General features: G+C 65.9%; 23 protein-coding genes. 15 read left to right on the top strand and 8 right to left on the bottom strand.

Annotated elements, in window-relative coordinates:
• Positions 1–16: 16 nt before the first annotated feature.
• Positions 17–907 (bottom strand): metal-dependent hydrolase, encoded by an 891-nt coding sequence (locus tag GRI47_RS07325; protein ID WP_160660629.1) that lies wholly within the window; start codon positions 905–907, stop codon positions 17–19.
• A gap of 215 nt (positions 908–1,122) precedes the next feature.
• On the opposite strand from GRI47_RS07325, the gene GRI47_RS07320 reads away from it, so the two are divergent.
• Entirely contained in the window at positions 1,123–1,731 is a 609-nt protein-coding gene (locus tag GRI47_RS07320) for a TetR/AcrR family transcriptional regulator (protein ID WP_160660628.1), read from the top strand.
• A gap of 19 nt (positions 1,732–1,750) precedes the next feature.
• Here the strand turns inward: GRI47_RS07320 and ygfZ are convergent, their stop codons facing one another.
• Positions 1,751–2,491: a CAF17-like 4Fe-4S cluster assembly/insertion protein YgfZ gene (gene ygfZ / locus GRI47_RS07315; RefSeq protein ID WP_160660627.1), complete on the bottom strand. Its 741-nt coding sequence runs from the start codon at positions 2,489–2,491 to the stop codon at positions 1,751–1,753.
• Between the two features lie 38 nt (positions 2,492–2,529).
• On the opposite strand from ygfZ, the gene pyrC reads away from it, so the two are divergent.
• Positions 2,530–3,573, top strand: a complete 1,044-nt coding sequence (pyrC, locus tag GRI47_RS07310) for a dihydroorotase (protein WP_160660626.1) — start codon at positions 2,530–2,532, stop codon at positions 3,571–3,573.
• A 62-nt stretch (positions 3,574–3,635) separates the two neighbouring features.
• Here pyrC and rarD read toward each other — a convergent pair whose 3' ends face one another.
• The gene (gene rarD, locus GRI47_RS07305) at positions 3,636–4,559 is read right to left on the bottom strand and encodes an EamA family transporter RarD (RefSeq protein ID WP_160660625.1); all 924 of its coding nucleotides are present in this window, start codon (positions 4,557–4,559) and stop codon (positions 3,636–3,638) included.
• Positions 4,560–4,749: 190 nt separating this feature from the next.
• Here rarD and GRI47_RS07300 point away from each other — a divergent pair, with 190 nt between their 5' ends.
• Both GRI47_RS07300 and GRI47_RS07295 read left to right on the top strand, forming a co-directional pair.
• Positions 4,750–5,202, top strand: coding sequence for a glycine zipper 2TM domain-containing protein (locus GRI47_RS07300; RefSeq protein WP_160660624.1), 453 nt, complete (start codon positions 4,750–4,752; stop codon positions 5,200–5,202).
• Between the two features lie 222 nt (positions 5,203–5,424).
• Positions 5,425–6,144, top strand: coding sequence for a hypothetical protein (locus GRI47_RS07295; protein WP_160660623.1), 720 nt, complete (start codon positions 5,425–5,427; stop codon positions 6,142–6,144).
• 34 nt (positions 6,145–6,178) lie between these two features.
• Here GRI47_RS07295 and astD read toward each other — a convergent pair whose 3' ends face one another.
• Together astD and GRI47_RS07285 are read right to left on the bottom strand one after the other, a co-directional pair.
• Positions 6,179–7,594: a succinylglutamate-semialdehyde dehydrogenase gene (gene astD / locus GRI47_RS07290; protein ID WP_160661360.1), complete on the bottom strand. Its 1,416-nt coding sequence runs from the start codon at positions 7,592–7,594 to the stop codon at positions 6,179–6,181.
• A 262-nt stretch (positions 7,595–7,856) separates the two neighbouring features.
• On the bottom strand, positions 7,857–8,006 hold the full coding sequence (locus tag GRI47_RS07285) for a hypothetical protein (protein WP_160660622.1): 150 nt from the start codon (positions 8,004–8,006) through the stop codon (positions 7,857–7,859).
• Between GRI47_RS07285 and GRI47_RS07280 the strand changes: the two genes are divergently transcribed.
• Both GRI47_RS07280 and GRI47_RS07275 read left to right on the top strand, forming a co-directional pair.
• Positions 8,005–10,017, top strand: a complete 2,013-nt coding sequence (locus GRI47_RS07280) for a YadA-like family protein (protein WP_160660621.1) — start codon at positions 8,005–8,007, stop codon at positions 10,015–10,017. The two genes, GRI47_RS07285 and GRI47_RS07280, sit on opposite strands and share 2 nt — an antisense overlap.
• A 44-nt stretch (positions 10,018–10,061) precedes the next feature.
• Entirely contained in the window at positions 10,062–10,568 is a 507-nt protein-coding gene (locus GRI47_RS07275) for a hypothetical protein (RefSeq protein ID WP_160660620.1), read from the top strand.
• Between the two features lie 10 nt (positions 10,569–10,578).
• Here GRI47_RS07275 and GRI47_RS07270 read toward each other — a convergent pair whose 3' ends face one another.
• On the bottom strand, positions 10,579–11,970 hold the full coding sequence (locus GRI47_RS07270) for a protein adenylyltransferase SelO family protein (RefSeq protein WP_160660619.1): 1,392 nt from the start codon (positions 11,968–11,970) through the stop codon (positions 10,579–10,581).
• A 98-nt stretch (positions 11,971–12,068) separates the two neighbouring features.
• Here GRI47_RS07270 and GRI47_RS07265 point away from each other — a divergent pair, with 98 nt between their 5' ends.
• The 5 genes from GRI47_RS07265 to GRI47_RS07245 all read left to right on the top strand — a co-directional run bounded on the left by GRI47_RS07265 (position 12,069) and on the right by GRI47_RS07245 (position 17,936).
• Entirely contained in the window at positions 12,069–12,944 is an 876-nt protein-coding gene (locus GRI47_RS07265; RefSeq protein WP_160660618.1) for an alpha/beta fold hydrolase, read from the top strand.
• Positions 12,941–14,119, top strand: a complete 1,179-nt coding sequence (locus tag GRI47_RS07260) for a glycosyltransferase family 4 protein (RefSeq protein ID WP_160660617.1) — start codon at positions 12,941–12,943, stop codon at positions 14,117–14,119. The genes GRI47_RS07265 and GRI47_RS07260 overlap by 4 nt, the downstream gene beginning before the upstream one ends.
• A gap of 206 nt (positions 14,120–14,325) precedes the next feature.
• The gene (locus GRI47_RS07255) at positions 14,326–15,129 is read left to right on the top strand and encodes a tetratricopeptide repeat protein (RefSeq protein WP_160660616.1); all 804 of its coding nucleotides are present in this window, start codon (positions 14,326–14,328) and stop codon (positions 15,127–15,129) included.
• A gap of 35 nt (positions 15,130–15,164) precedes the next feature.
• Positions 15,165–16,511, top strand: coding sequence for an outer membrane protein assembly factor BamB family protein (locus tag GRI47_RS07250; protein WP_160661359.1), 1,347 nt, complete (start codon positions 15,165–15,167; stop codon positions 16,509–16,511).
• 60 nt (positions 16,512–16,571) lie between these two features.
• Positions 16,572–17,936 (top strand): methyltransferase family protein, encoded by a 1,365-nt coding sequence (locus GRI47_RS07245; RefSeq protein WP_160660615.1) that lies wholly within the window; start codon positions 16,572–16,574, stop codon positions 17,934–17,936.
• A gap of 126 nt (positions 17,937–18,062) precedes the next feature.
• Here the strand turns inward: GRI47_RS07245 and GRI47_RS07240 are convergent, their stop codons facing one another.
• Positions 18,063–19,433 carry a glutamate--cysteine ligase gene (locus GRI47_RS07240; protein ID WP_160660614.1) on the bottom strand — a complete coding sequence of 457 codons (1,371 nt, stop codon included), beginning with the start codon at positions 19,431–19,433 and terminating at the stop codon, positions 18,063–18,065.
• A gap of 177 nt (positions 19,434–19,610) precedes the next feature.
• Positions 19,611–20,390: a 16S rRNA (uracil(1498)-N(3))-methyltransferase gene (locus tag GRI47_RS07235; protein ID WP_160660613.1), complete on the bottom strand. Its 780-nt coding sequence runs from the start codon at positions 20,388–20,390 to the stop codon at positions 19,611–19,613.
• A 287-nt stretch (positions 20,391–20,677) separates the two neighbouring features.
• On the opposite strand from GRI47_RS07235, the gene ubiA reads away from it, so the two are divergent.
• Genes ubiA through GRI47_RS07215 form a run of 4 tightly spaced genes read left to right on the top strand, consistent with a single transcriptional unit; the run spans position 20,678 to position 25,178 of the window.
• Positions 20,678–21,595, top strand: a complete 918-nt coding sequence (gene ubiA, locus GRI47_RS07230) for a 4-hydroxybenzoate octaprenyltransferase (RefSeq protein ID WP_160660612.1) — start codon at positions 20,678–20,680, stop codon at positions 21,593–21,595.
• 30 nt (positions 21,596–21,625) lie between these two features.
• Positions 21,626–22,108, top strand: a complete 483-nt coding sequence (gene smpB, locus GRI47_RS07225) for an SsrA-binding protein SmpB (RefSeq protein ID WP_160660611.1) — start codon at positions 21,626–21,628, stop codon at positions 22,106–22,108.
• Entirely contained in the window at positions 22,105–22,680 is a 576-nt protein-coding gene (locus GRI47_RS07220; RefSeq protein WP_419956986.1) for a DUF2062 domain-containing protein, read from the top strand. Before smpB ends, GRI47_RS07220 begins: the two co-directional genes overlap by 4 nt.
• Positions 22,680–25,178 carry a response regulator gene (locus tag GRI47_RS07215; RefSeq protein ID WP_160660610.1) on the top strand — a complete coding sequence of 833 codons (2,499 nt, stop codon included), beginning with the start codon at positions 22,680–22,682 and terminating at the stop codon, positions 25,176–25,178. Before GRI47_RS07220 ends, GRI47_RS07215 begins: the two co-directional genes overlap by 1 nt.
• The last annotated feature ends 53 nt before the right edge of the window (positions 25,179–25,231 follow it).

Here is a 25,231-nt window from a genome sequence, read left to right as displayed (position 1 = left end):
TTTAGGTGAGTGTAGCTTACTCAGCCGGCATCAGCGCGTCGGAAAATTCGCCGTCATATTTGCCGATCAACGCGCGATCGTCATGATCCCACGGATGGAAGCCGGGCTTGAAATAGGAAAGCCAGGGCAGGGCCAGACGGCGGATGATACCCGGCGTGACGGCGAGATATTTGAACAGGCCCCAGCGCGCCTTCCAGCCCGTGATGCCATCCTGTTCAAGCAGCATCAGCGTGTCGATCCAGCGATTCTTGAGGAAACGCGCGGTTACGATCAACATCACGAGATTGCGCACTCGCCAGCGGCGCCAGGCGCTCCAGTCCCGTGTCGCATGGTTCCAGGTGTCGAAGGCGACGCCCTTGTGTTCGATCTCCTCGACCGCGTGCCAGCGCCACATGGCGGCGACTTCCAGGTCGGAGATCTCGAAATGCTTCGGATTGGCGAGGAATTCCGCCGCGATCATGGCGGTGAAATGTTCGAGCGCCATGGTCACCGCGAGATTGGCGATCGCGGGGCGGCCCTTCGTCAGCGCAAGCAATTCCTCCACCCGCTTGTCGATCGCTTGGATGTCGTAGCCGTGGTCTTCGGCCAGACGGTTGAAGGCGATGTGTTCGCGAGTGTGATTGATTTCCTGCTTCACGAAGGCGCGGATTTCCGCCGTCAGCTTGGGATCGGCGCCATCGCCTTCGGTGGGTCGATGCGCCTTGACCGCCTCGATGAAGAAAGCCTCGCCGCGCGGAAAGGTGGCGGACAGCGCGTTGTGCCAGGCAGTCCCGAACGGTTCGCCCGCCCACCACCGCTTGGGAGTGGCAGCGCGGTTGAAGCGCTCGTCGCGCACGGTGATGGTGAGGTCGGCGGGCGTCGGCGCGGCGATCGGTTTGGCGGCGTTGAAACCAGTCTGTGCGTTCATGATAAGTCTCGAAAACGTTACTGACAGGAGTGTCAGTAATAGCTACTGACATGAATGTCAATAAGGGCTGGACCCTGCTCGTCCGACTGGGAAAACACTCTACCGGTCGACGCTGAACGCGGCATTTCCGGGCCGCCGACTTGCAGCCTCGCGCGCGGCGATCTAGCGTCGGGTGCGGCTCTTTTCCGGGCCGGTAAGGAGTTCCTGCGGTTCCCATGGCCACGCGCAAACGTCTCAGTCCCGAAGAATCGCGTCTCGCCGCTCTCGAAGCGGCGCGGGGGCTGCTGATCGAAACCGGGCCGCAATCGGTGACACTCAAGGCGGTCGCGGGGCGGATAGACCGGACCCATGCCAATCTCCTGCACCATTTCGGGTCCGCTGCCGGGCTTCAAAAGGCGCTGGCAGGCCATCTCGCCGCGACGGTCTGCGATGCGATCGCCGATGCGGTGCGCGCCAGCCGTGCCGGGCTAGGATCGCCGCGCGAGGTCGTGGATCTGGCCTTCGACGCTTTCGACAAGGAAGGGGCGGGCCAGCTCGCCAGCTGGATGATCCTGACGGGGAACGAGGACGCGCTGGCCCCGATCGTGGAGACGATCCACGAATTGATCGACGAGATCGCGCCGGGCGAATGCAGCGATCAGGCCGGGCTGATGCGGCTCCACGAAGCGACTTTGGCGCTGGTCCTGATGGCGATGGGGGATGCGCTGATCGGCAACGCGCTGACCCGCTCGCTCGGCCTGCCCGACACTGCCGCGCGCGACCGGGCCGAGCGGATGCTGGTCAATTCGATCGCGTCGATCGGCGTCGATATCGCATCAGCCTGACTGCGAGTTCTGACTCGGATCAGTCCGCCGGTTCGAGGCTCATCCATGGCGGCGCAAAGGCGGGATCGATATCGGCAACGCGCAGATGGTCGACCGCGTAGCCCAGCTCGGGATAAGCCATTTTGCGGCGTTTTTCCTCCGACCGGTCGAGCGGGACCACGACCAGGCGGCGATTGACCTTCTGGCGCCAGTTCATCCGCGCGGTGTTTTCCTGGCCGATGTAGCACCCCTTCGAGAAACTGACCCCGTTGAGGTCGACGGCATTGGTTTCGAGCCACAGAATATCACCGAGTTCGGCGCGCCCTTCCGCAACGCCCAGACCAAGGCGGTGCGCGCGCCACAGATCGTCCGCGCCTTGCTCCCCGTCTTCGACCGGCGCCAGCCAGCGCTGGCCGAGTTCGCCGAGGCGCGGATCAACGACGCCGCCATCGCCCTGATGCGCCTGCCAGTGAACGGCGACGGAGGGATCGACGGCGATCGCGATTTTGCGGCGCAGGCGATAGAGCGACAGGCGCTTGACCAGTTCCTCCGCCAGCGCGGCCTCGCAATCGATCAGCAATTCCCCGTCGCCCGAAGGCCAGACGAGAAAATCGAACATCGCCTTGCCCTGCGCGCTCAACAGTCCGGCATAGACCGGGAGCGGCTGGTTGAGATCGTTCGTGACGAGACCCTGGAGAAAGGCGGAGACGCTTTCGTCCGCGCTTTCCGGTGTCAGGCGGACGATCGCGCGGTCGTGGAGGCGGGTGGGGATGTGCGGCATGGGTGACAGATAGGGCGCACCGCGCCATAGGCAAACCCATGGCACCCCGCGACACGATCACTATCCGCCGCCCCGACGACTGGCACCTCCATTTCCGCGACGGAGCAACCATGCAGGCGGTCGTTCCCCACACCGCGCGCCAGTTCGCGCGCGCGATCGTGATGCCGAACCTTTCGCCCCCGGTCACGACGACCGCCATGGCAGCGGCCTATCGCGAGCGGATCGTTGCCGCGGTGCCGGAAGGCGTGGATTTCACGCCGCTGATGACCGCCTATCTCACCGACGATACCGATCCCGACGATCTGGCGCGCGGTTTCGAATCGGGCGTGCTGACGGCGGCCAAGCTCTATCCGGCGGGCGCCACCACCAATTCGGCGAGCGGGGTCACGGATGTCCGCAGGATCGACCGCGTCCTCGAACGCATGGCCGATATCGGAATGCCACTCTGCGTCCACGGCGAGGTGACGAGCGCGGAGATCGACATCTTCGACCGCGAGGCGGTGTTCATCGAACGGGTGCTCCAGCCCCTGGTCGAGCGCTTGCCCGACCTGCGCGTTATCTTCGAACATATCACCACGCGCCAGGCCGTCGATTTCGTGGATCAGAGCAGTGACAATGTCGCCGCCACGATCACGCCCCAGCATCTCCACATCAACCGCAACGCGATCCTGGTCGGCGGGATCAGGCCCCATATGTATTGCCTGCCGGTGGCGAAGCGCGAGGAGCATCGGCTGGCCCTTCGCAAGGCCGCGACCTCCGGCAGCGCGAAATATTTCCTCGGCACCGACAGCGCGCCGCATCATCGCCATGCCAAGGAAAGCGATTGCGGATGTGCGGGCATCTTCAACGCGCCCTTCGCGCTCGAAAGCTATCTTGCGGTGTTCGACGAAGAGAATGCGCTCGACCGGTTCGAAGGGTTTGCTTCTTTGAACGGCCCGCGTTTCTATCGCCTGCCCGTCAACGAGGAAACGATCACGCTGGAGCGGAGCGAAACGCGCGTGCCCGGCGAAGTCGAGGGGGGCGGGGAACCCGTGGTGCCCTTCCATGCGGGCGAAACGCTCGGATGGCGCCTAGTCGGCTAATACTTTTCGGCTGACGACTCCTCGGCTGACGTCTCTTCGCCTGACGATCGGCCCGCCGGGTCCTAGCCTGCCGGGGCGACGACTCGCGCGGCCCGCGCCTTGGCCACGAGATCCCAGGCGAAGATCGCCGCCGCCGCCCAGATAAAGCCAAAGCAAGCGATCTGCGCCGGTTTCAGCGGCTCGTCGAACACGGTCAGGCCGAGCACGAAGACGATGCTGGGCGCCAGGAACTGGATGAAGCCGAGCGTCGAATAGGGCATTCGCCGGGCGGCCACCGCGAACATCAGCAGCGGCACGGCGGTCACCAGCCCGCCCAGCGCGATCGCGAAGCTGAGCGAGGGCGCGATCGCGAAGGATGAGCCGTAGGTCGCGGCGTACCACCAGGTGATGGCGGCGGATGGCAGCATCAGAAGCGCCGATTCGATCGTCAGGCCGGGCAGGGCGCCCACCGGCACCCGCTTCCTGACCAGGCCGTAGGTTCCGAACGAGCAAGCCAGGGTCAGGCTGATCCACAACGTCGTCAGCGCGCCCGCCGCCAGCAGCGAGACACCGACCGCCGCCAGCGCGACCGCGCTCCATTGCAGGCGGCTGAGCCTTTCGCCCAGAACGAGTGTGCCGAGCAGCACGTTGAAGAGCGGGTTGATGTAATACCCAAGGCTGGCCGCGTAGACGTTGCCGCGCTGGATAGCCCAGACATAGACGCCCCAGTTTATCGCGATCAGCACGGCGCTCAGCATCAGCCATCGCAGGACCTGCCAATCGCCCAAAGCCGCGCGCACCTGCGGCCACTGGCGCCGCACCAGCACGATCAGCGCGCAGATCGGCACCGTCCAGATGATGCGCCACGCCACGAACTCGAAGGGCGGCACCGCGCTGACGAGGATCAGGTAGAGCGGGAAGAAACCCCAGATCGTATAGGCCCCGATCGCTGACGGGAGGCCGGATTTCTGGCCATGCTGCACGGGATCGGAAGCGGGTTCGGCCATGTCGGGCGCGCTAGGACCCTCAAGGTTCGGCAGCAAGCGCTCATTTCATCACGCGGGAAAACACGGTTCGCCGCAAATTCGCAATCTGTCGGCGTGGTTGCGATCCGTTCAGTTTCGGGCACCTATAGCTGAACATCAGAGGCGGACGAGCCCCCGCGCCGCTCTCGAAAGATGAGGAAGGAATACCGTCATGACCCTATCGCTCAAGACCGCAGGTCTGGCTCTCGCCGCAACCGGTCTCGCCCTGTCCGGCCCCGCATCCGCTGCCCCGGCCTATCACGCGGCCGCTCCTGCGGCGCAGGCTTCGGTCTTCGGCGAAACCACGTTCAACCATGGGCGTGACAAGTATCGCGACCGCCGCGACTATCGCAATTATGGCCGCAATTACGACCGGCGCTACGACAACAATTATGCGCAGCCGGTCTATCGCGACACGCAGGTCTGGCGCGGTGATGACGGGCGCTATTACTGCAAGAAGGAGAACGGCACGACCGGGCTCCTGATCGGCGCCGGTGTCGGCGGATTGATCGGCCACGAAGTTGCGGGCCGCAATGGCGACCGCACTCTCGGCGCGATCCTTGGCGCTGCGGGCGGCGCTCTGCTGGGCCGTGCGATCGACCGTTCGAGCACCAAGTGCCGCTAACGCGCTAACAATCTTCGGCCGTGCCCACCCGCGGCCGCAGCGCGGTTCCCACCGGACCGTGGAAGGCGTCGCTCTCCCCTTCGCAGGGGTGGGCGGCGTCTTCGATTCGCGCGCTTAATTTCTGACGAGTCTCCTGTCCCGCGATGACGCATGGGCGGGACGCTGGCCTTGATCTTAACCTCTACCTGCTTACGCGTTGGGAAAGTCCTCTGGAGATTTCCCATGCGCTATACCGCCACCGCCCTCTCTCTCGCCCTCCCGCTCGCTTTGCTGGCGGGATGCAGCAACGAACCGGATGGCGAGACGGCAGACGGGGCAAGCGATCCGGCAAGCGAGCAGGCGCTCAACGGCGATCTGATGACCGACCCCGACATGGCGGGCAACAATGAAGGCGATGCGGCGCTTTCGGGGTCCGGCGACGGTTCGGTTCCGGCGATCAACACCTCTCCCGAAGCGATCGCGGCCGCGCGCAGCCGCGCGGCGGAACTGGTGGGGGGCAGCAACGCGCTTCGTCCCGCTCCGGCACCGCGCGATCTCGGCGCTCAGGCGACCACGACTCCGGCCATGCAAAAGGCCGCGCAGGCCGCTGTGAGCCCTGGCGGCGGCAATTGCGCCGAGCGAGTCGAATATTCGACAGCCTGGGCGGCGAAGCTTCCCGGCGCATTCCCGGTCTATCCGCGTGGCAACACCCAAGAGGCCGCCGGCACGGACGAGGGCGCCTGTGCCCTGCGCGTCGTCAGCTTCCGCTCGCCTGTCCCTCTCGAAGACGTGCTGGCCTTCTATCATACCCGCGCTCTCGCCAATGGCTATTCGGCGGAACACGTAAAGGCGGCTGGCGACAATATCCTCAGCGGCACCCAGGGTAATGCCGCCTATGTCGTCTATGGGCGGCGCCTTCCTTCGGGCCTGACCGAGATCGATCTCGTCACCAGCAACCCCTGATCCGGGCCTGAATCAGGCCCGGACGAGGCCCTGATCAGGCTTCTCGCAGTCCCACGCCGAGGCTCGCGCGCGGCTGATCCATCTCGGTGCTGCATACCGGGTAGGCGCAATAATCGGCGGCGTAGAAGGCCGCCGGACGGTGATTGCCCGAAAGCCCCACCCCGCCGAAGGGCGCCGCGGACGATGCGCCATTGGTGGGCCGGTTCCAATTGATGATCCCGGCGCGGGCACTGTCCCAGAAGCGCTCGAAATCCTGCGGACTGCCGCCCAGAAGCGAGGCCGACAATCCATAGCGGGTGTTGTTTGCTTCCCTGATGGCGGCATCGAGGTCGTTGACGCGGATCACTTGCAGGATCGGCCCGAACAGTTCGATATCGGGGCGTTCGTCCATCTCGGTCGTGTCGATGATCGCCGGCGTCAGGAACGGGCGATCCTCCTGCGGGCGCTTCATGTGGAGGATCGCGCGGCCACCCCGGCTGACGAGGGCGAGGAAGCTCTCATGCAGCAGGTCTGCGGTTTGGTTGTCGATGACGCAGCCCATATAGGGCTGGGGATCGGCGAAGGGCTCGTCGACGATCAGGCGCTCGGCCATCTCCTTCACCTTGGGGACGATCCGGTCGTAGACGGAATCGAGTATGATCAACCGCCGCGCCGCCGTGCAGCGTTGGCCCGCCGTGGTGAAGGCCGACTGGATGATGAGCGTCGCCGCATCCTCGATCTTGGGCGTATCGAGCATGACGATCGGATTGTTGCCGCCCATCTCCAGCGCGACGATCTTGCCCGGCTCGGTCGCGAGCTTGCGATTGATCGCGATGCCCGCACGCGCGGACCCTGTGAACAGCACGCCATCGACCAGCCAGTGCCCGACCAGTGCCTTGCCCTCTTCGGGACCGCCGATCAGCAGTTGGATCACGTCTTCGGGGACCTTGGCGGCGTGGAAGCATTTGACGAGGAATTCCGCCGTGGCGGGGGTTTTCTCGCTGGGTTTGAAGATCACCGTGTTCCCGGCGATCAGGGCCGGAACGATATGGCCGTTGGGAAGGTGGGCGGGGAAATTATACGGACCGAGCACGGCCATGACGCCATGCGGCTTGTGGCGGACGGCAGCCGTGCCCGACAGGGCGCTGTTGAGTTTCTTCTGCCCGGTCCGCTCCGCATAGGCGGAAATCGAGATTTCCACCTTGCCGATCACCGCTTCCACTTCGGTGCGCGCCTCCCACAGGGGCTTGCCGGTTTCGCGCGCGATGATTTCGGCGAAGGGTTCAGCCTGGCGACGCACTTCATTGGCGAAGCGGCGCATCAGCTCGATCCGGTTGGCGACGGGAAGGCGCGACCAGGACGCAAGGGCGGTGCGGGACCGCTCGATCGCCGCGTCGGGATCGCCGATGGGACCACGCCATAATTCCAACCCGGTCGCCGGTTCATAGGAAACGAGTTCGGTACTGCTCACGATATCGGGAACCTCATTGTTCAGGACCAGTTCGGAAGAGTGCAACGCGGTTGGGTCGCAATCGTATCCGACGAGAGTGGCTTATCCGGGCTTTGCATCTTCGCGGCTGGCCCGCGCAATCATGTGGTCGGTTACGCGTGCGAGGTCAAATCGCATCGCGTTGCCGAAAAGGGGAGGGGTATCCGAATGCCGGTGTCGAGATGGTACGAAAGCGTACCGATCATATCGGCCCCCGTCCTTTTCCAGCACCTTTCAAATCATTTCAATCGACCTCGTCCGGCGGTGCGGCTCGCGCATTCTCGTCGGCGATCTTGAGGCAACCAAGGGGAATACTCATGCGGTTCCAGTTCAACAAGGCGACAACCCTATCCTTCGGCGCATCGCTCGTGGCGATCGCGGCCGTCGGGATCATGCCCTCTGCTGCTTCAGCCCAGAGCAATCCCGATGCGGAATGCGTGCTGACCGAAGATCAGGCGACCGCCACACTCGCTGGCGCGCAAGCCACCGGTGAGGATGCGCTGGCCTGTGGCGGCGATGCGATTGCCAACGGCACGGGTGCGACGGCGACCGGATCGGGAGCGACGGCGACCGGGAATGGCGCGAGCGCGTATGGCAACCGGGCGAACGCTAACGGAACCTCCACGACCGCGGTCGGTGCGCTGAGCGTCGCCAACGGAACCGCAGCGACCGCCTTCGGCTGGCAGTCCAACGCTACCGGCGAGCGCGCGCACGCAATCGGTCACATCGCCAGCGCGCAGGGCGAACGCTCGCTCGCAGTCGGCGAAGCGGCACAGGCTCAGACCGCCTTTTCGACAGCCATCGGCAACCAGGCTGTTGCCAACGGAGTCGATGCGCTGGCCGTGGGCGACAATGCGAGCTCGACCGGGACTTCGACGACCGCCGTGGGTGGGGAAAGCGTGGCCAACGGTACGGCGGCCACTGCCTTCGGCTGGCGTGCGAATGCGACTGGCGAGCGTGCTCATGCGATCGGCCATCTCGCCAGCGCACAGGGCGAACGCTCGCTTGCAGTCGGCGAAGCGGCCCGAGCGCAGAGTGCGTTCTCGACCGCGATCGGCAATCAGGCGAGCGCTACGGGCGTAGATGCGCTGGCGCTTGGTGACAATGCCAGCGCCAATGGCAATTCGACCTCGGCAATCGGTGGTGAAAGCGTCGCGACCGGGCCGGGCGCATCGGCCTTCGGCTGGCAGGCTATGGCGACGGCGGAGCGCGCGCAGGCGTTCGGGCATCTTGCGACCGCACAGGGCGTCCGTTCGCTCGCGGTAGGTGAGAACGCCGATGCGCAAACCGCCAATTCGACGGCAATCGGCAACGAAGCGATCGCCAACGGTATCGATGCGCTGGCGATCGGCGATACCGCTCTTGCGCAGGGCAATTCCACCACGGCACTCGGCGGCGAATCCGTCGCGACCACGCCGGGCGCGACAGCCCTTGGGTGGCAGGCCCGTGCGACGGGCGCGATGGGAACTGCGGTTGGCCATCAGACCACCGCTTCGGGCGATCAGAGCTTCGCAGGCGCCGAAGACGCCGTCGCATCGGGCTCGAACTCCGTCGCGATCGGCAACACCGCTCAGGCAACCGGGGGCGACTCGATCGCCATCGGCGGCAATCGCGATGGTGCCAACGGTCGTGCGACTGTGGCCACCGGTCCCTCGACGACGGTTGTCGGCGGTCAGGCGCTCGCCAATGGCGCGGGCGCGACGGCCTATGGCTGGCGCTCGGAAGCGACCGCCGAACGCGCGACTGCTCTGGGCCATCTTGCGGTAGCGAGCGGCGTTCGCTCGGTATCGGTCGGCGAGGCGGCCACGGCCACGGGTAGCGGTGCGATTGCCATGGGCAACCAGTCGGTCGCATCCGGTGCCAATTCCGTCGCCATCGGCAATGGTGCGCGTGCGGTCAATGACGGCCAGGTCGTGATCGCGGGGCTGGACACGAGCACTGCGAGCCAGACCGGCACGGTGTTCGCCGTGACCACCGACAGCAACGGTACGCTGGGCCGCTCGGCTCTGGCCACCACCGCTTCGGTCGCCGCCGCGAATACCGCGATTGCTGCCAATACGGCGGCGATCGGGACCGCGAACGCCAATATCGCCTCGCTCCAGGCACTGACCTCGAACCAGACGGCGCAGATCAACACGCTGTTCGGCCAAACCGCCGAATTGCGCGATGCGGTCGATCGGGCCAGCGAAGGTGTCGCCATGGCGCTGGCCATGGAATCGCCCGCGCTTCCGGCCGGGACCAATTTCGGTCTCTCGGGCGGCGTCGGCTACTATGACGATCAGACCGCCGGGACGCTGGCCCTCTCGGCGCGCGTCGGGACCAATGCTTCGGTCGGTGCCGGTATCGGTGTCGGTTTCGACAGCGGCGAGGTCGGCGCGCGCGGCGGCTTCCAGATCGCCTGGTAAGCGGCTAGACCCGATCCATGATCAGGATCGCAAATCTAAAAAAGATGCCGGGGCGCTCTGCCCCGGCATTTTTCGTCGCGCTGGCAGCAGTTTGCGCTGTGCCCGTTTCCGCGCAGCAAGCCGCTCCGCAGCCGAGCGTTCAGCCGCCACCATCAATCCGTCCGACACCGGGGCAGCTCGAATTGTCGAAGCTGATCTGGTCCACCGTCGCGGCGGTCGATCATGCCAATCGGTCGGGCAATTATTCGGTCCTACGCGATATTTCGGCGCAGGGCTTCCAGATCAACAACACCCCTGCGCAACTGGGCCAGATCTTCACCGGCTTGCGCAATCTTCAGGTCGATCTGTCCAATGCGCTGCTGGTGCCGCCGACCTATACGGTCGCGCCGCGATTGGTTCAGGAAGACGTCTTCCGCGTCCAGGGCGTGTTTCAGATGCGCCCGATCTCGATCGGGTTCGACCTGTATTATCAGTGGGAACAAGGCCGCTGGAAACTGGTCGGCATCGACCTGCAGCCGCTTCAGATGACCACCGAGGCACCGTCGCGCTAGACCTGCTCGGTCAATGCCCGGCGGGACGCGGCGGCGACCCATGCGCCTCGCCCATGCGGCGGATCGCGGCGACCTTCTCGACAAGCGGTTGCCAGTCATCGTCCCGCTCGATCGCGGACCAGATGCGCTCGACCTCCTCGATCACCATCGTCTCCGGGGTTTCCGACCAATAGGGATGCGCGAGGTCCGAAGCCTCGTAATCGGACAGCGCATCGGCGAGGCTTCCCTCCGCGTCTCGTCCGCCGCGGTGCCCATGGAAGAACGCATCGGGCGTATCCCCACTCGCGCGCATCGCCTGTTCGCTGGCGGCCACCAGCGCGCCATCGCGCTCGCTTCCCCGGCTCTTCACACCCATTCGCCAGCACCAGCGCCGCCCGACCGCTTCCATGTAGAGCGATCCGAACCGCTCCAGCGCGGCGATCAGCGGCGGGGCTTCGCAAACGAGGCGCAGGGCCACGGCCAGCTGCCCGCAATTCCAGTGCAACGCCTCCGGCTGGCGACCGAAGGCGTAAAGCCCGGCATGATCGAAATAGGCGGCGGTGAAGCCCGGCTCCCACCGGGGGAGGAACCGCCACGGCCCGTAATCGAAGCTCTCGCCTGAAATGTTCATATTGTCGGTGTTGAGCACGCCGTGGACGAATCCGGCCACCATATAGCTCGCCGCCAGATCGGCCATGCGTTCGACCACCAGATGCATCAGCCGCACGGCCGGCTGATCTCCGCCGGGAGCGTCCTCAGGCGGCGGTGGGCCGGGAAACTGGGTGAGGCAATACTCGATCAGAGCGGTCATATGCTCCGCCTCCTCCAGCGCGAGCAGGCGCTGAAAGGTGCCGATGCGGATATGGCCGTGGCTCAACCGCGTCAGCACGGCGGAGCGCGTTGGCGAAGGTTCGTCCCCGCGCTCCAGTTCCTCGCCGGTCTCGATCACCGAGAAGGTTCGCGAGGTGTTCACACCCAACGCCTCGAGCATCTCGGTCGCCAGCATCTCGCGCACCGCGCCTTTCAATGTCAGCCGCCCGTCGCCCCGCCTGCTCCACGGCGTGGTGCCGGACCCCTTGGTGCCGAGATCCATCAATCGACCGGCGCGATCCCGCATCTGGGCGAACAAAAATCCGCGCCCGTCGCCGATCTCGGGATTGTAGACCCGGAACTGATGCCCGTGATAGCGCAGCGCCAGCGGTTCGGGCAGATTGCCGGGCAGGGGATCGAACCGCGCGAAATGGCGGACCCAATCCGTATCGCTCAGACCGTCCAGCCCGACGTCCCGCGCCGCCCGGTCGTTGCGCCAGCGCAGGGTGGTTTCGGGAAACGCCGCCGCCCGCACCGGATCGCCGATCCAGCCCGCCAGTTCGGCGATCGGGGTGTCGGGACGATAGGAGGCGGCTTGCGCAGGGTCGTTCATCCAGCGATAGTGGGCGCCAGACCGATACAGGGCAAGGCCACTCGCCGAACCGTTCCGTATCACCGACACAGTCATCGAAGAACGAAACCGCGCCGATCATGGACAAAGCCTATACCGACCGGACCTGGCAGACAGGCGACGGGCTCACCCTGCATTACCGGGATTATTCCTCCAGCGAGGGCGCCGATCCCTCTCGCCCGCCGATCATCTGCCTGCACGGCCTTACCCGCAACGCCCGCGACTTCGCCGATCTGGCGGAGCATCTGGCGGGCGAATGGCGGGTGCTGGTGCCGGAAATGCGCGGGCGCGGGGACAGCGATTACGCGCCCGACCCGGCGAGCTATGCCGTGCCCACCTATGTCGGCGATCTGGTCGCGCTGCTCGAGGATCAGGGGATCGAACGGTTCGTATCGATCGGAACCTCGATGGGCGGGATCATCACGATGATATTGGCGGCCACCCGACCGCAGACGATCGCGGGCGCGGTGCTGAACGATATCGGCCCCGAATTGCGGACCGAAGGGCTCGATGCGATCAAGTCCTATGTCGGACAGGGGCGCAGCTTTCCCACCTGGATGCACGCCGCGCGTGCCCTTGAGGAAACGCATGGAGAGGCCTTCCCCCGCTTCGATACCGAGGACTGGATCAGGATGGCCAAGCGCACGCTGGTGCTGTGCAATAACGGGCGGATTTCCTACGATTACGACATGAAGATCGCGGAGCCGATCCTGGCCGCCGACGAGAACGCCGTGCCGCCCGATATGTGGCCCGCCTATGAAGCGCTTGAAGGTCGGCCGCTGCTGCTGGTGCGGGGCGAAATCTCCTCGCTGTTCGGGGCCGATACGCTGGCGGAAATGCAGCGCCGCATCCCCGAAGCGAAGGCGGTGACGATCCCCGCGACCGGCCATGCCCCCACGCTCGACGAGCCCGAGGCGCGGGCCGCGATCGACGCCTTCCTGTCCGAAATCGTATGAGCGGGAGCAAAGGACCGCCGCGCGGCGCAGCGAAGACCCGCGCCCGCGTGCCGCACATCCTCCACATCCATTCGACGTTTTCGCCCGGCGGCAAGGAATTGCGCTGCGTCCAGCTGATCAACGCGTTCGGAACGAAGGCGCAGCATACGATCGTATCCGCCGAACCTGACCAGCTGGGCGCGGCGAAGCGTATCCGGCCTGGCATCGCGGTCACGCTCCAGCCGGAATTCCCGTCGCTCAAGGGCTTGCCGACGCCGGGTCGCCTCCAGAAACTCGCCAAGGCTATGCGCGACTACGATCTCGTCCTCACCTATAATTGGGGTGCGATGGATGCGGTGATGGCGCACACGCTGTTTTCCGATGCTTTCCGTCTGCCCAAGCTGATCCATCACGAGGACGGGTTCGATGAGAGCGAACTCGTGAAGCGCAAGCAGCGGCGGACGTGGTTTCGGCGGATCGCCTTGGGCAAATCCTCTGGCCTCGTCGTTCCGTCCGAGGTGCTGGAGGAAATCGCGCTGGTCGAATGGCAGCAGCCGCTCGGCCGGGTGAAGCGCATCCCCAACGGCATCGATACCGGCGCCTATGCCGCCAGGCCGAAGGATGGCGCGATTCCCCGCCTGTTGAAGCGGCCGGGGGAAAAATGGGTCGGAACGCTCGCGGGCCTGCGCCCGGTCAAGAACATCCCGCGCCTGGTGCGCGCCTTTGCCGCCATGCCGGACGACTGGCATCTGATCGTGTGCGGCGAAGGACCCGATCGCGCGAGGATAGAGGCGGAGATCGACCGGCTGGAACTAAACGATCGGGTGCATCTTCCCGGCATCGTCGACGATCCCGCCAAGGCTGTCGGCCTGTTCGACATCTTCGCCCTGTCGAGCGACAGCGAGCAATTCCCGCTCTCCGTAGTCGAGGCGATGGCGGCGGGGCGCCCTGTGGTGGCGCCCGAAATCGGGGATATCGCCCGCATCGTCGCCGAGGAAAACCTCCCCTACCTCGCCGCGGCAGCGGAGGAGGAAGCGATCGGCGAGGCGCTCGTCGCGCTGGCGAATGATGCGAAACTGCGCGACCGGATCGGCAAGGCGAACCGCGCCAAGGCCCGCGCGCAATTCGATGCGGACCGGATGATCGCCACTTATCGTCGGCTCTATTCCAGCGCCATGCACGGTTTCGATCTCTAGGCGCACCGGTTTCATCCGCCATTCACCCGTCCGGCCGCAGGCAGCGGGCGATGACTGCACAGGTTTCCACCCCATTGCCCTTACGCGGCGCGCCGCCTAATGAACCCCGCTGAACCGGGCGACGGACCTTTGGACGGGCCCTTTCGACCGGACGCCGAACGCCAATCTTATCTGCCAATTTTATCTAAACGGGAAACCAGCCGCTCGTGGCTCTCACACCGAAAAAACCAGCCCTGACCCGCCAGGAGGAACTGGCCCGCCGACAGGCCGCCGAGGATGACGCGCTGATCCGCGAAGTGGACGATGCCGTCCGCCAGGGCGATCTGCAAAGCTTCGGCAAGAAATACGGCCTTCCGCTGGCGGGCGCGATCGTCCTGCTGCTGGTCGCCTTTGCGGGGTATCTCTACTGGCAGAACCGGCAGGAAGCCGCGCGCGAGACGGATGGCGAGGTCCTGATCGGGGCGCTCGACAATATCGAGGCCGGCAATCTTCAGACCGCCTACGACAATCTCGAAGGTCTCGCCGCCGCCGAACGCGGCGCGGCGAGCGCGAATGCTAAGATGATGCGCGGCGCGATCCTGGCGCGCCGGGGTGACACCGAACAGGCGATCGCCGCCTTCGATGCGCTTGCCAAGGACACTAGCGCGCCGCAGCCGCTGCGCGATCTGGCGCTGATCCGCAAGGTTTCGGCCGGGTTCGACACGATGGACAAGGGCGCCGTGGTCAGTGAGCTGAACGCGCTGGCGCAGCCCGATCATCCCTTCTTCGGCAGCGCGGCGGAGCTGGTCGCCATGGCGCAGCTCGAACGCGGCAACCGGGCGGAGGCGGGCAAACTGTTCTCGCAGATCGCGCAGAGCGAGACCGCGCCGGAAAGCCTGCGTTCGCGCTCGCGCCAGATGGCGGGCATCCTCGGCGTGGACGCCATCGCGGATGTCGACGCGCTTCTCGAACAACAGGGCATCGACCGCGACGCGGCACCGGAAGCGCAGAGCGCTCCGGCAGCCGAATGACGCGCAATCACGGGCAGAACGACGCGATGACGAGCATGACCAAGACCAATCTTCTGGCCCGCACCGGGCTTCTCGGCGCTCTTACCTTGGGCCTTTCGGCCTGTGCGGGCGGCCTGTTCGGTGGCGGGGGCGACGACGATACGACGCCGACCGTCGGTAATCGCATCCCCATCCTCTCGCGGATCGAAACCGGCGCGCAGGTCGATCCCTCGCTCGCCAGCGTGCAGGTGGTGTTGCCGCCCGCGCAGACCAATGCGAGCTTCGCGCAAGCCGGTGGTACGGCGAGCAAGTCCTACGGCCATCTGGCGTTGGCCGACCAGCCGACCCGCGCCTGGACCGCGCAGATCGCCGGATCGAGCAATCGCGCCCGCCTCGGCGCCGCGCCCGTGGTCGGCGGCGGCAGGATCTACGCCGTCGATGTCGACGGAACCGTCCACGCCTTCGATGCGGGTACCGGCGCCAAGATCTGGACGCGCAACGCCGCGCTCGAAAGCAATCTGCGCAGCTCCGCCTTCGGAGGCGGGGTCAGCTTCGACAATGGCAGGCTCTACGGCACCAATGGCGCGGGCGAGGTCATCGCGATGGACGCCGCGACGGGCAATGAGCTGTGGAAGGTCACGCCGTCCGGTCCCCTGCGTGGGTCGCCCACGGTCGCCTTCGGTTCGGTCTATGTGATGACGCAGGACAACCAGATCTTTGCGCTCAACGCCAATGACGGCTCGCTGCAATGGCAGGAATCGGCTTCCTCGACCCAAGCCGGGGTGTTCGGTGTCGCCGCGCCCGCCGTCGGGCAGGGGACCGTCATCGCGGGCTACAGCTCCGGCGAGCTGGTCGCCTATCGCTACGAAAACGGGCGCAGCCTGTGGGCGGACGCGCTGGCGCGGACCAGCATCTCGACCCAGGTTGGCACGCTGACCGATATCGACGCCGATCCGATCATCGACAATGGCCGCGTCTATGCGCTGGGCCAGGGTGGCCGCATGGCCGCTTACGAGCTCGTCACCGGCCAGCGTATCTGGGAATTGAACCTCGCGGGGATTTCCACGCCTGCGATTGCGGGCGAGTGGATCTTCACTCTGACCGACGATGCGCGCCTGCTCGCCATCGCCCGCTCCACCGGCAAGGTTCGCTGGCTGACCCAGCTGGCGCAATATCGCGATCCCGAGGACCGCAAGGGCCCGATCTTCTGGACCGGGCCGGTGCTGGCGGGCAATTCGCTGTGGCTCGTCAATTCGCGCGGCGAATTGTGGCGGGTAAGCACGGGCGAAGGCGCGGCGACGCTGTATCAGGAGCTGGGCCAGCCGGTGAGCCTGCCCCCGGTTGTCGCCAACAACACGCTGTACATCCTCGACGATAGCGGGCGCATCCACGCCTATCGCTAAAGCCGGTGCGCGACACGGGTTTACGCCCGTGTTAACCCTTGTGGTGTAGGAGCTACGCCCATGGACACCGCCGAGGCGCCGTCGCACGCGGCCAGACCCCCCAGACCGGAAAGCGACGTTTCCTCCTTCGTCGGCCTGGTCGGGCTGGCGGGCCTGTTCGCCTGGGTGGCGGTGTCGCGCAATTTCGCCGCGATCGCCGATTACTTCGACCTCGCCATGCCGCGCGAGCCGATGAGCGGGCCGCATTCGGCGCTGGTCGCCCTGTTCGCCGCCGCCGTTCCGATGGCCCTGTGGTCGGTTCTGGTCGACAAGGTGCATCTCAGGCCCTCGACCGGGATCGACTGGTCGCTTCGCCGGACCCGCCCGCCCGATCGCGGAACCAGCATGGTCAAGCTTTTGGGCCTGTGGGCGACCTGGGCGGTGATCGCCGCGCTCTATTGCCTGTGCCGCTGGTATTGGGACGGGAATTACGTCTTCGCGATCAAGGTGCTGACCTGGGCCGCACTGCCGCTCGTCGTCCTGTCCGTTCCCTACGTGCTGTGGCTCGATCGGGTGATGGTCAATCCGCGCGATCATGCCTGGCATTTCGGCGCGCTGATCCTCGGCAGGCCCGGCTGGGACCCGGAGCAGATCAAGAAGCACTGGCGCACCTGGATCATCAAGGGGTTCTATACCGCCTTCATGATCTCGATCGTCCCCTTCGCCTTCGCCACCGTGGTGTCGGCGGACCTGGCGCAGACCTTCTCGCAACCGGCCAGCGCGACGCTGTTCCTGATCGAGGTCATGTTCATGATGGACGTGATCATCGGCACGGTCGGCTATATCATGACCGTCCGCCCGCTCGACGCGCATATCCGCAGCGGCAATCCGTTTCTCGGCGGCTGGATCGCGGCGCTGATCTGCTACCCCCCGATGGTATGGGGGATCATGGGCAATGCCCAGTTCGTCAATTACCAGCAGAACACGCCCGAGTGGCTCTACTGGATGCAGGGCAACGATCCGCTGATCGCCGTCTGGGGCACGCTGCTGGTGGGGCTGACCTTCTTCTACGCCTGGGCGACCTTCGTGTTCGGCCTGCGTTTTTCCAACCTCACCTATCGCGGGGTCATCACTAACGGCCCCTATCGCTGGACGCGGCACCCGGCCTATGTGTCGAAGAACCTGTTCTGGTGGTTTGCGACCCTGCCGTTCCTCGTCACCACCGGCAGCCCGGTCGAGATGATCCGCAATTCCTTCTTCCTGCTGGTCGTTAACGGCATCTATTACTGGCGCGCGCGGACGGAGGAGGCGCATCTGCTGCGCGAGGACGCGAAATACCGCGCCTATTACGATTACATGGCCGAAAACGGGCTGATCACCGCACCGCTGACGCGGCTGTTCGCATGGGTCAGGCACTTACGGCCGGTGACGGCGGCGCCCGTCTGACTTTATCCCGTCATTGCGAAGGGCGAAGCCCCGCGGCAATCCAGAGCGCGGCGTGTGCGGATCTGGATTGCTTCACCCGGCTGTCGCCGGGCTCGCAATGACGAATTCGTGGGGCTCCTCGCCCTTTCAGAAGCTGTATTTATAGACCCGGTCGATATCGCCGCCCCATTCGCCGTGATAGCGGTCGAGCAGGACCTGCGCGGGCACCTTGCCGGTCTTCACGATCTCGTCGAGCGTTTCTAGGAAGCCGGTCTCGTTGTCGCCGCTGGAATTGAGGCGCGCGCGCGCCGACAGGCCCGAGCGAGCGATCTTCATGACTTCCCGGCCGAGATCGAGCAGCTTGCCGCCGCCGGGGATCGGCGCGTCGAGCGCCAGTTTCGGCACCGCGTTGCGCAGATCCTCGCGCTCTTCCATCGTCCAGTCCTTGACGAGGTCCCACGCCGCATCGAGCGCAGTCTGGTCGTAGAGCAGGCCGACCCAGAAGGCGGGCAGGGCGCAGATCCGGCTCCATGGCCCGCCATCCGCGCCGCGCATTTCGAGGAAGCTCTTGAGGCGCACTTCGGGAAAGGCGGTCGAGAGGTGGTCCCACCAGTCGCTCTGCGTCGGTTTTTCGCCGGGGAGGACCGACAGGTTTCCGTCGAGGAAGTCGCGGAAGCTGAGGCCCGCCGCGTCGATATATTTCCCCTCGCGGAAGACGAAATACATCGGCACGTCGAGCATGTAATCGACCCAGCGTTCGTAACCGAAGCCGTCCTCGAATACGAAGGGCAGCATTCCCGTGCGGTGCGGATCGGTGTCCGACCAGATATGGCTGCGATAGGACAGGTAACCGTTGGGTTTCCCTTCGGTGAAGGGCGAATTGGCGAACAGCGCGGTCGCGAGCGGCTGGAGCGCGAGGCCGGTGCGGAATTTCTGCGCCATGTCCGCCTCGCTCGAATAGTCGAGATTGACCTGGATGGTGCAGGTGCGCAGCATCATGTCGAGTCCCAGATTGCCGACGCGCGGCATGTGGTTCTTCATGATCTCGTAGCGGCCCTTGGGCATCATCGGCAGGTCCGAACGCGCCTTGTCCGGCCACATGCCCAGGCCGAGGAACCCGACGCCGAGCTTTTCGCCGACTGCCTTGACCTGCGTAAGGTGGCGCCCGGTTTCCGCGCAGGTCTCGTGCAGGTTCTCGAGCGGCGCACCCGACAGTTCGAGCTGGCCCGCCGGTTCAAGGCTGACCGTGCCGTCAGACCCGCGCATCGCGATAACCTTGCCGCCCTCTTCGACCGGCTCCCACCCGAATTCGGTCAGCGCCATCAGGATATCGCGGATGCCGCCTGGCTCGTCATAGGAGGGGGCGCGGCGGTCTTCGCGCTTGTAGACGAGCTTTTCGTGCTCGGTCCCGATCCGCCAGTCGGCCTTGGACTTTTCACCGGCCTGCATCGGCGCGACCAGCTGGTCGCGGGTCTCGATAATGGGATCGTCCCGTTCGGATGTGTCGCGCGTGCTCATGGCGGGTGGCGTTACGCAACCTATCGGGGCGAGGGAAGGGGGGATGTGGTGCGGGTCGCCGGCGATGCACCGTTCCCACTCCGCTGCGACTAGCGAGCAAGCTCGCAAGTCTCGCTACCCCTCCCGCTTGCGGGAGGGGCGGTGCAGCTTGGCGACCCCGGACTTGATCCGGGGAGCCTAGCGAACCGGGGTGGGTATTTCCGCCCGCTCATCAGCCCAATCCCCCGCCACCGCCATCCACAGTGCCGTGGCCGCGATCGCCGCCGTCTCGGCGCGCAGGATGCGCGGCCCCAGTCCGATCGGGACCGCCTGCGGCAGGGCGCGGATAGCCGCACGTTCCGCCTCGTCGAAGCCGCCTTCGGGGCCGATCAACAGGGCAGAGGGCCCTTTCAGACGGGTGAAGGCCCCCGATGCGGGTTCGCCGCCGGTCTCGTCCGCGAAAAGGAGCGCGCGATCCTGCGGCCAGTCGCGCAGCAGCGTGTCGAGCTTGTCGGGCGCATCCACGATAGGCAGAGCGGTACGCGCGCATTGTTCCGCGGCCTCGACGGTGACGGTTCGCGCTCTCTCGGCGTTCAGCTTGTCCACCACGCAGCGCCTTGTGACGACCGGGCGGATGCGCGCGACGCCCAATTCGGTCGCCTTTTCGAGGATCAGGTCGAAGCGATCCTTCTTCACGAGCGCCGGGCAGAGCCAGAAATCGGGCACCGCTTCCTTTTCGCGCAGGCGTTCGACGGCCGCTGCCTCGATCCGGCGCTTACCGACCGATTCGATCTGGGCCGCCCATTCGCCGGTGATGTCATCGCACAGGATGATCGTATCGCCTTCACCGACGCGCATTACGCGCGACAGATAATGCGCCTGATTGCCCTCGATCGCGATCGTGCGGTCAGCCGCCAGTTCCTCGGCGACGAACAAGCGCGGCGCGCTGCGCGGGGGCCATGCGGGGGTTGCGGGCATGGTTCGGCTCCTAGCTGGATCGCTGCGCTGGCGGAAGTCGTGGTATTTTTGGTTTCTCGCGGAGGGCGCAGAGGGAAGAGGGACGCAGAGAAGAAAAGTATCGCGGCGCCGCCGCCTTGCCTGCTCGCTCTTCGATCCGAGACATGATGACATGGCCTGCGGCGCGCGCTTTTATCGGTGTCTCCCTTTTCTCCGCGCCCTCTGCACGAAACCAAAGCCTCTGCGAGAACCAAAAATCTCCGCCCCGCCTTTCATCGCCGCGATCGCAGGACTAGGACGCAGCACGAATGACCGACCAGATTGTCCCCGACAGCGAACATCGCGGCCTCGTCGCGCGCTTGCCGCAGGGTCCGCGCGACCTTGCGATGCTGGCGCGGTTCGACCGGCCGATCGGGTGGTGGCTGCTGTTCTGGCCCTGTGTCTGGGGTGTCTGGCTGGCGGGAGCGGGCTGGCAGGTCGCGCTGCTCGGCTGGCTGCTGCTCGGCGCGATCGCGATGCGGGGGGCGGGCTGCGTCTATAACGATATCGTGGACGCCGATCTCGACCGCAAGGTGGCGCGCACCGCCAGCCGTCCGGTGGCGAGCGGACGGGTTTCGAAGAAGCAGGCGTGGGTCTGGCTGCTGGCGCTCTGCCTCGTCGGCCTCGTCGTGCTGCTCCAGCTGCGTCCGATCGCCCAGATCGTCGCGCTGGCGAGCCTCGCGCTGGTCGCCGCCTATCCCTTCATGAAGCGCATCACCTGGTGGCCGCAGGCCTGGCTGGGGCTGGTCTTCACCTGGGGGCTACTGGTCGGCTGGACCGAATTGCGCGCCGACAATTGGGACGCGCTCGCCGCGATGTATCTGGGCGCGGCGTTGTGGGTGATCGGCTACGACACGATCTACGCGCTGCAGGACCGCGAGGACGATGCGCTGGTCGGCATCCGGTCGAGCGCGCTCAGAATGGGCGGCTTCGTGAAGGGCGGGGTGGCGCTGTGCTACGGCGGCGCGGTGGCGCTCTGGGCGCTTGCCTTCTGGCTCTATCGTGCGGACTGGATCGCGCTTCTGGCGTTGATACCGGCGGCGGGACACCTGTTCTGGCAGGTCGCCACGCTGGACGAGAGCGATCCCGACAACCCGCTCGACCGCTTTCGCGCCAACCGCTGGGCGGGCGCCCTGGTCGCGGCAGCCTGTTTCATCGTCGGAAACGCTGGCTCCCCCTTGGCGTAAGCCCTTCGAAAGCCTATCTGCCGCCCCCATATGGCCCGCCCCAAACCCGCCACCTTCGACAAGCATCGCGTCGCCGCCGACAATCGGCGCGCGAAGTTCGATTATCATATCGAGGACACCTACGAGGCAGGCCTTGCCTTGCAGGGGACCGAGGTGAAGGCCCTGCGCGCGGGCGAGGCGAGCATCAAGGAAAGCTATGCCGAGGTGCGCGACGGGCAGGTGTGGCTGATCAACGCCAACATCCCCGAATATTCGCACGGCAACCGCCTGAATCACGAGCCGCGTCGCCCGCGCAAGCTGCTGCTGCATTCGCGCGAGATCGAGCGGATGTTCGGCGCGGTGGAGCGCAAGGGAATGACGCTGGTGCCCTTGTCGGTTTATTTCAACCGGACGGGCCGCGCCAAGGTCGAGCTGGCGCTCGCCAAGGGCAAGCAGGCGCATGACAAGCGCGAGGCGGTCAAGGATCGCGACTGGAAGCGCGACAAGGCTCGCCTGATGCGAGAACGGGGTTGACCGACTTTCGATCGAAGACGTTTCTGGCGGACCTGATCCGCAAATACATGCCCTCGCGCGAGGAGATGGCGGAAAACCGCTGGCTCGCCCCGATCGCGCATCGTTTTCTGAGCCCCGAATTGTGGCGGTTCACGCGCCGGTCGGTGCCGCGCGGCGTGGCGCTGGGCCTGTTCGCGGCCTTCATCGTGCCGCTGGGGCAGATCTTCCTCGCCGCCTTCCTGGCCCTGCCGGCGCGCGCCAACGTGCCTTTGGCCGCGCTCGTCACCTTCGTGACCAATCCGTTCACCTTCCCCTTCTGGGCCGTGATGGCGAACCGCACGGGCGCCTTCGTCCTCAACCTCGACAACGCGGTCGGCGGCGATGCGGCGCGCGAGATCGCGCATGATGGCGGCGCGCTGGCGGGGTGGTTCGAACTGGCGGGCGTGACCGCGTTTGGCTTCGTCGTGCTGGCGATCATCAGCGCGGCGGTGGGCTATCTCCTCGCCAGCCTGATCTGGCGCTGGATGGTGGCACGCAAACGCCGGAAGAAGCTGCGCGAGCGGGACGGGAATCCCGCCTCGAACGCGGCGTGATGAATGGGATCACCGACAGGGCGGATCGCCTGCCGCCTCTGCCCTTGATCGGCGGACTGCTGGGTGCGGCGATCCTTTCGGCGACGCTGATCTGGCTCGTGGGCGGATCGACGCTGGTCGCCGCCGCCTATGTCGGTGGCTTGCTGACCCTTACGCTTGCCCTGCTGCTCGCCAGCCGGCTGCGCGCGGCACCGGCGGATGAAGGGCTGGGCCAGCCGGATTGGTCGGTCACCCATGCGGCGATCGAGAACCGCCGCCGCGCCATCGCGATCACCGACCGCGCCAATCGCGTGACCTGTGCGAACACCTGCTACGAGGAATGGTTCGGGGGCGGGGCCGCGCCGATGGAACTCGGCTTCGATACGGCAGATCGCGAAAAGCTGGCCGCTGCGGCAAAAGCCGCCTGGCGGGACGGCGAGGGCACGGCGGAAAGCCTCGCCTTCAACGCGACCGGCAAACCTTATTCGCTGCAAGTCCATCGCAGCGGGCGGGGCGAGGACTATCTCGTCTGGCGTTTCAGCGAGATCGTGGTCGCCAACAGCTATGACGGAGTTGCCGAGCGGATTTCCGGCCCGTTCGGCTACATGATGTCGCGCGCAGGGATCGAAGTCGCGCTCGTCGCCAGCGATGGCGTGGTGATGGCCCACACGCCGGGCCTCGCCATGCGCGCCACGGGCAATCCCGAGGCGGACCTCAAGGGAAGCGAATTCGTCCAATTGCTGCGCACCGACGATCGCGACCGGATCTTCTTCGCCCGCGAAGGGCAGCAGGGGACGCCGCAGACCCTCGTGCAGATATCGCTGGAAGCCGATCGCAAGGCGCGCGGGGCTGGCTCCGATCCGGCCTCGGCTGTGCCCGCGCCCTCGACGATGGTGCTGATCGACGGTCAGGTCGGGATCGGCAATCGCGCCGATGCGAGCCGGACGGCGGCGGTCCCACAGCTCGAGGCGCTGCTCGCCGCGCTGCCGCTCGGCCTCGCCCTGACCGATCGCGACGGCAGGTTCCTGTTCGCCAACAAGGCCTTCCTGCGCGCGATCGAGCGCGAGCAGGAGGGCTTGCCGCAATACCCTTCCGATCTCGTCGTGCGCGAGGACAAGGGGCCTCTGTCCGATACGGTGCGCCGCTTCGCGCGGGGCTCGGCGGCGAGCGGGGACATGGCCGTCAGGCTGGCGGGCGACAAGGAGGAGCCGATCTCGCTCGGCCTTGCGGGTGTGCGCGGGCTGGGCGATGCGGCGGTGCTCTTATCGCTGAGCGATTCGACCGAGGAGAAGCGCCTGCGCCGTCAGGTCGCCCAGGCCACCAAGATGCAGGCGGTCGGCCAGCTCGCGGGCGGCGTGGCGCATGATTTCAACAACGTGCTGACCGCGATCATCGGCTATTGCGACCTCATGCTGCTGCGCCACACGCCGGGTGACAGCGATTATGACGACATCCAGCAGATCAAGGCCAATTCCAATCGCGCGGCCAGCCTTACGCGGCAATTGCTTGCGTTCAGTCGCCAGCAGACGCTGCGTCCGGTGGTGCTGCAATTGCCCGACGTCGTCAGCGAGGTCAGCCAGCTGTTGAAGCGGCTGATGGGCGACCGGATCGAATACTCGATCCGCCACGACCGCGAACTCGGCCCGGTGCGTGCCGACCCGCAGCAGCTGGAACAGGTCATCATCAATCTCGCCGTCAACGCGCGTGACGCGATGCACGCCTACGGACAGAATGCGCCTGCCGACTGGAAGGGGCGCCTGACGCTCGCGACCCGGCGCGTTTCCGCGCGCGACGTGCGCAAGATGGGCGTCGATATCATGCCCGCCGACGATTACACCGTGCTGATCGTGCAGGACACGGGCGGGGGCATTCCGCGCGACGTGATCAACAAGATCTTCGAACCCTTCTTCACCACCAAGGAACAGGGGAAGGGCACCGGGCTGGGCCTGTCGACGGTCTACGGGATCGTGAAGCAATCGAACGGCTTCATCTTCGCCGACAACGTCCAGGGGCCGGACGGGAATCCGGCGGGCGCGCGTTTCACCATGTATCTTCCCGTCCATCGCGGCGAGATGCCGCGCGCCACCAAACCGCGCCGCGCCGAAAGCGAAAAGGCCAGCGAATGGTCGGCGGGCGGGAAACTGCTCCTGGTCGAGGACGAGGATACGGTGCGCGCGGTGGCGGAACGGGCGCTGACCCGCGCGGGCTATGCCGTGACCACCGCCAGCGATGGCGAGATCGGGCTCGGCATCGTCGCGAATTCGGGCGAGACGTTCGATCTCGTGGTCTCGGACGTGGTCATGCCGGTGATGGACGGACCCGCCATGGCGCGCGCGATCCGCAGGGTGATGCCCGATGTCCCGATCCTCTTCATGTCGGGCTATGCCGAGGAGCATCTGCGCAACGAGATCGACATCGAGAACATGCACTTCATCCCCAAGCCCTTCAGCGTCCAGCAGATCAACGCCAAGGTCGCCGAGGTGCTGAGCCTTCAGAAATCGGCGCGCGAGACGGCCTGAGCGGAGCACCCGGATGCGGGCCGGAAAATAATTCCGTTCCCCCCTTGTTCTCT

This window comes from Qipengyuania pelagi (genome assembly GCF_009827295.1).
Lineage (GTDB): Bacteria > Pseudomonadota > Alphaproteobacteria > Sphingomonadales > Sphingomonadaceae > Qipengyuania > Qipengyuania pelagi.
The sequence above is the reverse complement of the archived record's forward strand: the minus strand, read 5'-3'. Positions and strand labels throughout refer to the sequence as shown.

Coding starts and splice junctions, on each gene's coding strand:
- GRI47_RS07325 (WP_160660629.1), bottom strand. CDS start 907: ATGAACGCACAGACTGGTTTCAACGCCGCCAAACCGATCGCCGCGCCG.
- GRI47_RS07320 (WP_160660628.1), top strand. CDS start 1,123: ATGGCCACGCGCAAACGTCTCAGTCCCGAAGAATCGCGTCTCGCCGCT.
- ygfZ (WP_160660627.1), bottom strand. CDS start 2,491: ATGCCGCACATCCCCACCCGCCTCCACGACCGCGCGATCGTCCGCCTG.
- pyrC (WP_160660626.1), top strand. CDS start 2,530: ATGGCACCCCGCGACACGATCACTATCCGCCGCCCCGACGACTGGCAC.
- rarD (WP_160660625.1), bottom strand. CDS start 4,559: ATGGCCGAACCCGCTTCCGATCCCGTGCAGCATGGCCAGAAATCCGGC.
- GRI47_RS07300 (WP_160660624.1), top strand. CDS start 4,750: ATGACCCTATCGCTCAAGACCGCAGGTCTGGCTCTCGCCGCAACCGGT.
- GRI47_RS07295 (WP_160660623.1), top strand. CDS start 5,425: ATGCGCTATACCGCCACCGCCCTCTCTCTCGCCCTCCCGCTCGCTTTG.
- GRI47_RS07280 (WP_160660621.1), top strand. CDS start 8,005: ATGCCCTCTGCTGCTTCAGCCCAGAGCAATCCCGATGCGGAATGCGTG.
- GRI47_RS07285 (WP_160660622.1), bottom strand. CDS start 8,006: ATGATCCCGACGGCCGCGATCGCCACGAGCGATGCGCCGAAGGATAGG.
- GRI47_RS07275 (WP_160660620.1), top strand. CDS start 10,062: ATGCCGGGGCGCTCTGCCCCGGCATTTTTCGTCGCGCTGGCAGCAGTT.
- GRI47_RS07270 (WP_160660619.1), bottom strand. CDS start 11,970: ATGAACGACCCTGCGCAAGCCGCCTCCTATCGTCCCGACACCCCGATC.
- GRI47_RS07265 (WP_160660618.1), top strand. CDS start 12,069: ATGGACAAAGCCTATACCGACCGGACCTGGCAGACAGGCGACGGGCTC.
- GRI47_RS07260 (WP_160660617.1), top strand. CDS start 12,941: ATGAGCGGGAGCAAAGGACCGCCGCGCGGCGCAGCGAAGACCCGCGCC.
- GRI47_RS07250 (WP_160661359.1), top strand. CDS start 15,165: ATGACCAAGACCAATCTTCTGGCCCGCACCGGGCTTCTCGGCGCTCTT.
- GRI47_RS07245 (WP_160660615.1), top strand. CDS start 16,572: ATGGACACCGCCGAGGCGCCGTCGCACGCGGCCAGACCCCCCAGACCG.
- GRI47_RS07240 (WP_160660614.1), bottom strand. CDS start 19,433: ATGAGCACGCGCGACACATCCGAACGGGACGATCCCATTATCGAGACC.
- GRI47_RS07235 (WP_160660613.1), bottom strand. CDS start 20,390: ATGCCCGCAACCCCCGCATGGCCCCCGCGCAGCGCGCCGCGCTTGTTC.
- ubiA (WP_160660612.1), top strand. CDS start 20,678: ATGACCGACCAGATTGTCCCCGACAGCGAACATCGCGGCCTCGTCGCG.
- smpB (WP_160660611.1), top strand. CDS start 21,626: ATGGCCCGCCCCAAACCCGCCACCTTCGACAAGCATCGCGTCGCCGCC.
- GRI47_RS07215 (WP_160660610.1), top strand. CDS start 22,680: ATGAATGGGATCACCGACAGGGCGGATCGCCTGCCGCCTCTGCCCTTG.